General features: G+C 36.4%; 10 protein-coding genes, 1 tRNA gene and 2 pseudogenes. 9 read left to right on the top strand and 4 right to left on the bottom strand.

Features of this window, described 5'->3' with window-relative positions:
- Window positions 1-1,049 (bottom strand): aminotransferase class I/II-fold pyridoxal phosphate-dependent enzyme (locus tag ACGHIN_RS15480; protein WP_390455508.1); only part of this gene is annotated, 1,049 nt, incomplete at its 3' end.
- A gap of 87 nt (window positions 1,050-1,136) precedes the next feature.
- On the opposite strand from ACGHIN_RS15480, the gene ACGHIN_RS15485 reads away from it, so the two are divergent.
- From ACGHIN_RS15485 to ACGHIN_RS15525, 9 genes and pseudogenes are all read left to right on the top strand, one after another.
- Window positions 1,137-2,183 carry a M28 family metallopeptidase gene (locus tag ACGHIN_RS15485; RefSeq protein WP_390455511.1) on the top strand — a complete coding sequence of 349 codons (1,047 nt, stop codon included), beginning with the start codon at window positions 1,137-1,139 and terminating at the stop codon, window positions 2,181-2,183.
- Between the two features lie 156 nt (window positions 2,184-2,339).
- Complete coding sequence (locus tag ACGHIN_RS15490) at window positions 2,340-2,708, top strand: VOC family protein (protein WP_390455514.1); 369 nt, start codon at window positions 2,340-2,342, stop codon at window positions 2,706-2,708.
- Window positions 2,709-2,714: 6 nt separating this feature from the next.
- On the top strand, window positions 2,715-3,215 hold the full coding sequence (locus ACGHIN_RS15495) for an endonuclease V (protein ID WP_390455517.1): 501 nt from the start codon (window positions 2,715-2,717) through the stop codon (window positions 3,213-3,215).
- A gap of 96 nt (window positions 3,216-3,311) precedes the next feature.
- Window positions 3,312-3,776 (top strand): NUDIX hydrolase, encoded by a 465-nt coding sequence (locus ACGHIN_RS15500; protein ID WP_390455520.1) that lies wholly within the window; start codon window positions 3,312-3,314, stop codon window positions 3,774-3,776.
- A gap of 102 nt (window positions 3,777-3,878) precedes the next feature.
- Window positions 3,879-4,049 carry a lmo0937 family membrane protein gene (locus ACGHIN_RS15505; RefSeq protein WP_121461791.1) on the top strand — a complete coding sequence of 57 codons (171 nt, stop codon included), beginning with the start codon at window positions 3,879-3,881 and terminating at the stop codon, window positions 4,047-4,049.
- A 220-nt stretch (window positions 4,050-4,269) separates the two neighbouring features.
- A pseudogene (ligD, locus tag ACGHIN_RS15510) lies at window positions 4,270-6,216 on the top strand (DNA ligase D).
- A gap of 9 nt (window positions 6,217-6,225) precedes the next feature.
- Window positions 6,226-6,837: an alpha-ketoglutarate-dependent dioxygenase AlkB family protein gene (locus tag ACGHIN_RS15515; RefSeq protein WP_390455523.1), complete on the top strand. Its 612-nt coding sequence runs from the start codon at window positions 6,226-6,228 to the stop codon at window positions 6,835-6,837.
- Window positions 6,838-7,016: 179 nt separating this feature from the next.
- Window positions 7,017-7,466 carry an Hsp20/alpha crystallin family protein gene (locus tag ACGHIN_RS15520; protein WP_390455526.1) on the top strand — a complete coding sequence of 150 codons (450 nt, stop codon included), beginning with the start codon at window positions 7,017-7,019 and terminating at the stop codon, window positions 7,464-7,466.
- A 225-nt stretch (window positions 7,467-7,691) separates the two neighbouring features.
- Window positions 7,692-8,402 carry an aspartate/glutamate racemase family protein gene (locus ACGHIN_RS15525; protein WP_390455529.1) on the top strand — a complete coding sequence of 237 codons (711 nt, stop codon included), beginning with the start codon at window positions 7,692-7,694 and terminating at the stop codon, window positions 8,400-8,402.
- A 67-nt stretch (window positions 8,403-8,469) separates the two neighbouring features.
- Here ACGHIN_RS15525 and ACGHIN_RS15530 read toward each other — a convergent pair.
- The 3 genes and pseudogenes from ACGHIN_RS15530 to ACGHIN_RS15540 all read right to left on the bottom strand — a co-directional run.
- Window positions 8,470-8,541, bottom strand: a tRNA-Arg gene (locus tag ACGHIN_RS15530).
- A gap of 302 nt (window positions 8,542-8,843) precedes the next feature.
- Window positions 8,844-9,623 (bottom strand): alpha/beta hydrolase family protein, encoded by a 780-nt coding sequence (locus tag ACGHIN_RS15535; RefSeq protein WP_390455531.1) that lies wholly within the window; start codon window positions 9,621-9,623, stop codon window positions 8,844-8,846.
- Window positions 9,624-9,732: 109 nt separating this feature from the next.
- Window positions 9,733-9,997, bottom strand: a pseudogene (locus tag ACGHIN_RS15540) (hypothetical protein); the annotation flags it as partial.

Consider the following 9,997-nt stretch of genomic DNA (forward strand, 5'->3'; position numbering starts at 1 on the left):
GAGTGATAAAATGCAGAAAGAGGTAAACATGCAACCTTTTTTTCAATGGTCATCCATTTGGCAAACTCCACATCCGTCATAGTTTGGGAAACATCTCTGAAATTAACAATCTGGAAAACGCTTCCCTGCGCTTTTTGCTCAACTTTCAGTGGAGTTTCTTTCACCAGTTCATTAAAAATATCCCTTTTTCTTTGCATAAAGTTCTTGTTTTCAGCAGGGTCAAAAACCTCCAGGTATTTGGCTATGGCATATTGAGCAGGAGCATTGGCACTATAGGAAATATACTGTTGATGACATCTGAATTTTGAAGTTAAATCACAGGAGGCTAACATATAGCTTACCTTCCACCCTGTGGAATGAAACATCTTACCAAAAGTAAAAATGGAGAAGGTTCTTTTCTTTAGACCCGGATGCAGGAACGGACTGTAATGCTCTACACCATCGTAACAATATATATCATAAATCTCCTCAGAAATTACATAGATCTCCCTGTTTTGTATTAAGGAGTACAATTGATTCCAATCAGTTTGAGACCAAATTTTTCCGGTGGGATTTTGTGGAGAATTGACGATGACCGCTTTTGTTTTTTCAGAGATACAATTCCGGAATTTTTCCCAGTTGATGCTGAAATCACAGTCAAGATCATAATAAACCGGCACTCCTCCGTTGAGGACAATTGAAGGAGCGTAGGTATAATAGGATGGCTGGATGATAATTACCTCATCCCCTTGATTTAAAATGCATTTAAGAGAAGTATATAAAGCAAAAGTAGCACAGGGAACAATACTTATTTCTTCTGTTTTGAGCTGGAGACTGTTCTTTCTTTTTAAATTAAAATTAATAATACTTTCAATTAGTAAAGGATTTCCTGCAAGAGGCTCATAGTTATGGTTGCTCTGATCGGCTGATTCTTTAAGATAATATTTTAAGCGCGAATCGATGTCAAAGTCAGAAACGCCTAAAGACAAATCAAAGCTGTTATGCCTGAACGCAAGATCAGACATTTCCGTGAAAAAAGAATAGTGTGTAAAGCCATAAATATTTTCCATCTGTATGCATTTAAATCAAATATAAGAAAATTTGGTTTCCATTATCAATTAAATAAAATTTGTTATTTTTAGACAAATTATTAAAAAATGAAAAAACTTCTTATACCTCTGTTTTCTATAGCTTTACTAGCAAGTTGTAGTACTGCAAATATTGCTGATAACGGAACTTCTCCTTCAACCTCATCCAATGCTAAAGGTGATAAAGCATTCCTTGCTGCTTATAAGACAATTAATGCTGATGACTTAAAGAAGAATCTATATGTGATTGCTTCTGATGAAATGGAAGGAAGAGACACGGGAAGTCCTGGTCAGAAAAAGGCAGGGGAGTATATGATTAACTATTATAAAAACTTAGGAATTTCCTACCCGAAAGCACTGGGCTCTTATTATCAGAAAGTCCCGGCTGATTTTATGAAAAAAAGAGGTGGTGGCAATCTTCCTGATTCTGAAAATATTCTTGCTTTCATTGAAGGTAGCGAAAAGCCGGAAGAGATTGTTGTTATTTCGGCTCATTATGATCATGTGGGAACTAAAAACGGAGTTGTATACAATGGTGCGGATGATGATGGAAGCGGCACAGTAGGAGTTATGGAAATTGCCAAAGCTTTTCAGGCTGCTAAAAAAGCAGGGAAAGGCCCTAAAAGATCTGTTTTATTCCTGCATGTAACCGGAGAAGAGCATGGCTTATTCGGTTCCGAATATTATACGGATAATCCTGTTTTTCCACTTGCCAATACAGTCGTAGACCTAAACATTGATATGATAGGTCGTGATGACCCTGAAAACAGAGGAAAAAACTATATTTACGTGATCGGATCTGAAATGTTGAGCTCTGAATTGAAAGTCATTAATGAAGCAGCCAATAAAAAGACGAATAATCTGGAGCTGAATTATAAATATGATGATCCTAATGATCCTGAAAGATTATATTACAGATCAGACCATTATAATTTTGCAAAAAACAATATTCCTGTAGCATTTTTCTTTGACGGAATACATGAAGATTATCATAAACCTACAGATGATGTGGAAAAGATTGATTATTCCTTATTGGAAAAAAGAACTCAGCTGATTTTTGCAACAGCTTGGGAAATTGCTAATAGAGAAAACAGAATTGTAGTAGACAAAAAGTAAATTTATAGAGCTGATTGTCAAAAAAGCCTGTGAGTTTTGCTTACGGGCTTTTTAATTAATCATAGAATGATGATCATCCTGAATGCAAAAATTGCAAGGCCGTAAAGAGAAGATTAAATTAAAATAATCTATAATTATATTGGAAAAGATTAAATCATGAAACAAAAAATGAAATCCATCCGCCCTTTTATAGGCGCTGAGAATTTTGACATCAGCAGAAACTTTTATACTGATCTTGGTTTTGAAGAAGTAGTACTGGAGCCTAACTTATCATTATTCAGAAAACATGAAATCGCATTTTATCTTCAGCATGCATACGTAAAAGACTGGGTAGACAATACGATGCTTTTTGTAGAAGTGGAGGATACGGATGAATTCTGGCAAGAGCTTCAGTATCTTAACCTTACGGAGAAATATGAAGGAGTGAGAATAATGCCTGTCAGAACAATGGCATGGGGAAAAGAATGTTTTGTGCATGATCCTTCCGGGATTTTGTGGCATTTTGGATCATTTTTTACAAAATAAGCAAAGATGATATACGCTTTTGATACTTATTATTTTGATGATTTCGCCAATACGATCTGCATTGCTTTTGAAGATTGGAACTCTGAAAAGGAAAGCCTGATTTTCCGGAAAAAAACAAATATTACTTCCGAGTATGAAAGCGGAGCCTTTTATAAAAGAGAACTTCCCTGCATCCTGAGCTTGCTGAACAAAATTCATCTAATTGAAGGAGATATTATTGTGGTAGATGGCTACGTTACCTTAGATAACCATGGTAAAATTGGGTTGGGAGGCTATCTTTTTAATGCTCTGGAACAGAAATATCCGGTGGTTGGAATAGCCAAAAACGAATTTTCTGCCCCGGATGCTCAAAGAAGGAACATATACAGAGGGGAAAGTAAAACACCTCTCTTTCTGACAGCAATGGGAATAGAGGTAGATAAATTAGTTCCGAGAATAGAAGGAATGCATGGGCCTTACAGAATTCCGGATCTCCTTAAAAAACTTGATCAATTGACCAGGATATAGCTAATGATGATAGCTATCTTTCGATAGCAGAAATAGCATATCCCTTATATTTAAAACAGTCTTTTAATTAAAGCTTATTTTCTGTACATTTAATACATGAAAAAAAGCGCAGGTATATTAGTCTTCAAGCGGGATAAAGAGGAAATATTTTTTTTCCTTGTTCATCCCGGTGGACCTTTTTGGAGAAATAAGGGTCTGGGCGCCTGGTCTATTCCTAAAGGGGAAATCATGGATGAAGAAGATGCCTTAGAACGGGCAAAAATAGAATTTCAGGAAGAAACAGGTCAGAATATTGAAGGAGAATTTATTCCATTATCTTCCATACGTCAAAAAGGAGGAAAAGTAGTCTGCGCATGGGCGGTAGAGGGTGATATTGATCCCAGTTCCTTAAGTAGCAATACATTTGAGCTGGAATGGCCTCCAAAATCAGGGAAAACTCTTCAGGTGCCTGAAGTCGATCAGTGGGAATGGTTCTCATTGGATGAAGCGAAATCTAAAATAAATCCCGCACAAATATCATTCCTGCTTGAAATACAAAAGTTGCTGGAACACAATACATAAGGTTGCTTTTCCGGATAAATTTTGTTAGTTAATTACATTATATTGGGTTAAAAGGCATAAAATATGCTTGTATTGTAATATATAACTTTAAAATTTTTAGTCATGAGAAGTATATTATGGTTAATTGCAGTTATTTGTATCGTTGTATGGCTTTTAGGAATGCTGGGAGTGGTACCGGGAATCAGTACAGGGTATTTACTACATGTCTTGTTGGTTATTGCCATCATTGTTATCCTGTATAATATTATCACAGGTAGAAAACCTCTTGATTAAATTAAATCCCGCCCAAAAAGCGGGATTTAATTTTAATATCTTAGAAATATTCTTTCCAATCACAAAACCTATACGTATGGCGGCAAACAAGAATCCAAAACAGGAGCCGCAGGAAAAGCTGCAGGCTAAAATCAAAGAAAAAAGCATACAGCCAATAACGGACATAGAATCTCTTTTGAAAAAAGGGAAAAAAGCCGGTATGCCTGAAGACCTGAAACCTATGTTGGCTACATTGGTAGGAGAGCCATTCAGTGATCCGGAATGGGTATATGAAGTGAAATGGGACGGTTACCGTACAATAGCTTATCTCAATGGTAACACAGTAGATCTGCGCTCGAGAAATAATAAATCCTTTACGGAAAAATACTATTCCATTACCGAGGCTTTGGAAGGATTGAATCTTAATGCCGTTATAGACGGAGAGATTGTTGTTCTGAACAATAAAGGAGCTTCTGATTTCAGTAGTCTGCAAAACTGGCGAAGTGAAGCCGATGGTGAATTGGTATTTTATGCATTTGATCTGCTTTGGTATAAAGAAAGAAATCTTATGGGTTTACCTTTAACCGAACGTCATGCCATTCTTGAACAGATTTTTCTAACAGACGATGACAGGCTTCGCATCAGCAATGTATTCACTACGAACGGAATAGAATTTTTTGAAGCAGCCAAACAAATAGGACTGGAAGGAATTATCGCTAAAAAATCCGATAGTATCTATAATCCTGATGTCCGTACCAAAGAATGGCTCAAAATAAAGGCCGATAAAAGACAGGAGGTGGTTATTGGGGGCTTTACAAGGAATGAAGATTCATCCAAGCCTTTCAGTTCACTATTATTAGGGGTATACCGGGGTAAGGAATTTCATTATGTCGGAAAAGTGGGAACAGGTTTTTCCGTGAAAAATCAGAAAGAAATGATGGCAGCTTTTCAGCCTTTAATTATTAAAGAAACTGCATTTACGAGAGAGCCTGATGTCAATAAGTCTTAACGTTTTCGCCCTAATCCACCAAAAGCAACCGCAATATGGATGAAGCCGGAGCTGGTATGTGAAGTAAGCTACGCTGAAATTACCGAAGATGGCGTATTCCGGCACCCATCTTTCAAAGGATTACGCTCCGATAAAAAAGCGAAAGATGTGCAGCTTGAAACAGAAAAAAATATTGAAGATATTAGGACAGATGTAGAAGAAGCTTCAGTGAAACTCACTAAAGCTTCTGAAAATAAAAAAGAGAAAACACTACTCAATCCATCTGAAAAAACTCAGGTGAAAAAAGTAAACGGACATAAGCTGAAGTTCACCAATCTCCATAAAATTTTCTGGCCGGATGAAAAGATTACCAAACGAGAGCTCATCAATTATTATTACCAGATGGCACCTTATATCCTCCCATATCTGAAAGACCGTCCACAAAGTATGAACCGTTTCCCTGACGGGATCAAAGGGGAAGGCTTCTATTTCAAAGACGTTACAGGAAAAGCACCGGACTGGGTACATACTTATCTGTATCATAGTGACACAGATAACCGGGACCGGCATTATTTGGTAGGATATGATCAGGCAACCTTGGTTTATATGGCCAACCTCGGATGTATTGAAATGAATCCGTGGAGCAGTACCATTAAAAAGCCAGATCATCCTAGCTTCTGCATTATTGATCTTGATCCTGATCAAAATTCTTTTGATCAGGTCATTGAAGCAGCACAGGTGACAAAGCAGCTGTTAGATTCAATAGGAATCCCTTCCTATTGTAAAACCAGTGGTTCCACCGGACTTCATATTTACATTCCACTGGGAAACAAATATACGTATGAACAATCCAAGGAGTTTGCCAGGGTAGTGGTAACGCTTGTTCATCAGGAGATTCCCAAATTTACCAGCATAGAACGAGCTGTAAAAGATCGTGAAGGCAAAATGTATCTCGACTTTCTACAAAACAGACCGCATGCAACCGTTGCAGCAGCCTATTCAGTACGTCCGAAACCGGGAGCGACGGTCTCTATGCCTCTCTATTGGGATGAAGTGAAAAAAGGTTTGAAAATAAGCGATTTTACTATTTTTAATGCGTTGGAAAGAGTGAAAAGTGAAGGTGATATCTTCAAGCCTGTTTTGGGTAAAGGGATCAATCTTGAAAAGATCATTAAACAATTTTCTGATAAGAATAACTAAAATACAATCATGGATCAGCTTAGCCTGTTTAATGAAGAAGAATACTACCGGTTTCCGGAAGAATTATTGGAATATACCGAGAATTTCATACCGCTGGAGGAAGCAACGGCATTGAAAGATTTATTATTGAATACTACCCCTTGGAAGCAAACTTCTCAAAAGATGTATGATAAGATCGTAAAGACTCCACGGCTTATCGCATGGTACGGAGAAGAAGGCAAAACCTATCAATTGGGTGGAAAGCCGGTGTTGATCAATCCATGGACTCCGGAATTACTATCATTAAAACATAGGGTTGAGCAAAAAACAGGCAATCACTTTAATTCGGTATTACTCAATTTATATAGAGACGGAAATGATTCCGTAGCATGGCACAGGGATAAGGAAAGTGGATCAGGTAACCGTCCTGTCATTGCTTCTGTAAGTCTGGGCCAGGTGAGGAGTTTTGATTTCAGGAGGGTAGATGATCATAATGCAAAACATTCGCTTTCATTAGGACATGGTTCACTACTTCTGATGAAAGGAGATTTGCAGGTATATTGGGAACACAGGATCGCCAAATCTGTAAAACGTATGGACCCCAGAATTAATCTAACTTTCAGGCTTATAGGAGAAGTTTAGTTACCGCTCCCTTTGTGCCAACTCGTAAATATACTGTGACTCAGGTGTATAGGAAAAAATGGCAGTATTTCTGCAAAAATTTCACATGCAGACCTATGGTATTTTTTTTGCTTTTATTTAGGAAAGCCGGCCGGCTTACGTGTTCTTTAATTTTTTTGTTTAACTAAATAAAAGAGGTTATGATGAATCTAGCAAAAAGGAATTGGAATTTTCCATTAATTCCCTCTGTGTTCGAGGATATATTTAACCGAGAACTTTTAAATTGGGAAAACAACAATTATTCATCGACTAGTACTACAGTACCGTCAGTGAATATTAAAGAAACAGGTGATGCCTATGAAGTAGAGGTGGCAGCACCGGGAATGGAAAAAAATGATTTTAAAGTTACCCTGGATGGTAATCTTTTAACCATCTCTTCTTCCAAAGAAGACCAAAGGGAAGAACAGAAAGACAATTACACAAGGAGGGAATTTAGCTATCAATCCTTCCAAAGAAGCTTCCATCTTCCAAAAGATGTGGTAGATCAGGAAAATATTAATGCCAGATATGAAAATGGCTTGCTACGTCTGACGATTCCTAAGAAGGAAGAGGCTAAAAAGAAAGAACCTCGTTTAATTGAGATTTCTTAATAAAAAAGAGGCTGTAATTACAGCCTCTTTTTTATTACTATAACAGAGAATGACCACTACAATTACTTCTCCAATCAACACTTCGTTATTTCGTACAGGTTAAACAGTTTTGAACCAACTGTTTGATGAAATTTGTTTAAACTAATTGTAAGACAAAAACGAAATGATAAATTTGTGTTTTAATTTTTTATGACCCTATCATCTGCCGGTAATAACAATACCAACATGGAAAAAGCTAATCTAAAAACACTTGGGCTTATTGGTGGAACATCCTGGCATTCCACCGTGGAATATTATAGTATCATTAATCAAATGACAAATGATATTTTCCAAAATAATACTAACCCGCCATTGGTATTGATTAATCTGGATCAACATCATATACACCTGTTACAGAAATCAGGAAGATGGGATTCCATAGCGACGATTTTGAGCGATGCCTGCCAAAGGTTGCAAAAAGCAGGTGCTGAAGCAGTACTTTTCTGTGCTAATACTCCACACAGAATGTATCATGAGGTGCAGAGACATAGTACCATTCCTATTTTGCATATAGGAGATGCGATAGGGAATGCTATTGTAAAGATGGGGCTAAACAAAGTAGGCCTTATAGGAACCATATTTACTATGGAGGAACCTTTTATGATAAACTGGCTGAAGGATAAATATAGAATCGATACTATAGTACCCGATGACAAAGAACAAAGACAGGAGCTACACTCCATAATACAAAAAGAATTATCATTAGGAGTTTTAAAATCATCAACAAAAAAATATGTTCTTGACCAAATATTTTTATTGAAAGCCAGAGGAGCAGAGGGGATAATACTAGGATGTACCGAATTTCCGCTTCTTATAAAACAGGAAGATATAGATATCCCGATATTTAATACCACATTACTGCATTCACAGGCCGGAGTTGATTTTATTTTAGGCTAGGAGAGTAGTACTTTACTTTTAAAATATAAACAGGAGTTATATATTTATTATCATAATTCCTTTCTTGTAGCCCCACCGGGAATCGAACCTGGATCTAAAGTTTAGGAAACTTCTATTCTATCCATTGAACTATGGGGCCGGATTATCAAAGGTAAGAAGAAAAAAACATGAGATTAGCAGAGAAAAAAGAATCTGCTCTTTAGGAGCAGATTCAGTAGATAAAACATCTCATTTTTTTAATTAGACAACAATAAAAAAGCACAGCCGACAATGCTGTGCTTAAATTTTTATTTCAAATTTAATTGCAATTTCAAAGCTGAAAAAAGCAAAAAATGTTTCCACCTCAGTTATATTACATAGTAAATGTAAGTATAATTTCAATACGAAAGATAAATTAAATGTTAAAATTCACAAGTTATCCACAAAAAAATGTGGATAAACCTAAAAATGGGGTTCTCTTAAGTAATTCAAGATATAAGAATTAAGAATTTTTCTTTCTTCAGGATTTGCTTTATCATCCATCTGACCGTGATTTATGGATGTTGGCTGAACAGTTATATGATATTTTTGTTGTTCTTCAGGGCTAGGAAGAACGCCTTCATCAGCAGGATAATCGTTGGAGCGTAAAGTATAGATTTTAGGGGCAGAGGTTTTAGGCAGGTACATTCTCCGGTGATCAAGAGTAATGATTTTAAACACTTTTTCAGGATATTTTGTGGCAAACAAAACTGTCATATCTCCTCCATTGGAGTGTCCGATTAAAGTCAGATGTTCATAATCCAGCTCAGGTTTTATTTTTTTGAGTTCATTCAGGACAAACAGGATATTTTCAGCGCCTCTTTCCCAAAAAGGCATTCTTACCACCTGTGGTTTTCCCTCCATAGGAATAAGCTCATCAGTAGGAAGCTCATGCTGAATGCTGACCACAAAATAGCCTTTGGAAGCCAGGTTTTCTGTCAGATAGGAATAATGGAGATAATCTCTGCCTTTATTCTGGCCGTATCCATGACTGAAAATAACGATTTGTTGGTTGTGAATTTTATTTTTTGCATCAGGACTGTAAAAAGCTACCGGAATTGTACGGTTTCTGCTTGTATCTTGTAAAGTTATTGTATCAAGTTTCACGGCATAGGTTTCTTCTATGAATGCAGATGGCGCTTTAGAAGTACAGTTCACAATGAATAAAAATGTGAAAAAATATAAAGTTAATTTAGAAATCATATTTCGGATTAATATAACTCAAAAATAAAATATCTCCGGAATTTGAGTCAATAGTTTAATGTATTTTGAAATTGGAAAACAGATAATTAATCAATAACTTTCTGTTTAATTATGCTGTTTGTATAAAAGTCTTATGCTTAAAAGGGTTTTGTATGAATTCTAATGACCGCTTTTCATTATAATAGACATTGTTTTTATCTACAAATCCAACATGCCCGCCATAGTCAGGAATCTCTAGAAACAAGTGCTTATTTTTATCTGCATTTTTGATAGGATAGCAGCTTTGCGGAAGGAAACTGTCATTTTTTGCATTGATGATAAGAGCGGGAATCCGGATATACGGCAAAAACTGTAAAGAATTGCTTTTAGCATAA

Source organism: Chryseobacterium barbadense (assembly GCF_042849955.1).
In the GTDB taxonomy this organism is placed as follows: domain Bacteria; phylum Bacteroidota; class Bacteroidia; order Flavobacteriales; family Weeksellaceae; genus Chryseobacterium.

Coding starts and splice junctions, on each gene's coding strand:
- ACGHIN_RS15535 (WP_390455531.1), bottom strand. CDS start 9,623: ATGATTTCTAAATTAACTTTATATTTTTTCACATTTTTATTCATTGTG.
- ACGHIN_RS15520 (WP_390455526.1), top strand. CDS start 7,017: ATGATGAATCTAGCAAAAAGGAATTGGAATTTTCCATTAATTCCCTCT.
- ACGHIN_RS15490 (WP_390455514.1), top strand. CDS start 2,340: ATGAAACAAAAAATGAAATCCATCCGCCCTTTTATAGGCGCTGAGAAT.
- ACGHIN_RS15505 (WP_121461791.1), top strand. CDS start 3,879: ATGAGAAGTATATTATGGTTAATTGCAGTTATTTGTATCGTTGTATGG.
- ACGHIN_RS15525 (WP_390455529.1), top strand. CDS start 7,692: ATGGAAAAAGCTAATCTAAAAACACTTGGGCTTATTGGTGGAACATCC.
- ACGHIN_RS15485 (WP_390455511.1), top strand. CDS start 1,137: ATGAAAAAACTTCTTATACCTCTGTTTTCTATAGCTTTACTAGCAAGT.
- ACGHIN_RS15515 (WP_390455523.1), top strand. CDS start 6,226: ATGGATCAGCTTAGCCTGTTTAATGAAGAAGAATACTACCGGTTTCCG.
- ACGHIN_RS15500 (WP_390455520.1), top strand. CDS start 3,312: ATGAAAAAAAGCGCAGGTATATTAGTCTTCAAGCGGGATAAAGAGGAA.
- ACGHIN_RS15495 (WP_390455517.1), top strand. CDS start 2,715: ATGATATACGCTTTTGATACTTATTATTTTGATGATTTCGCCAATACG.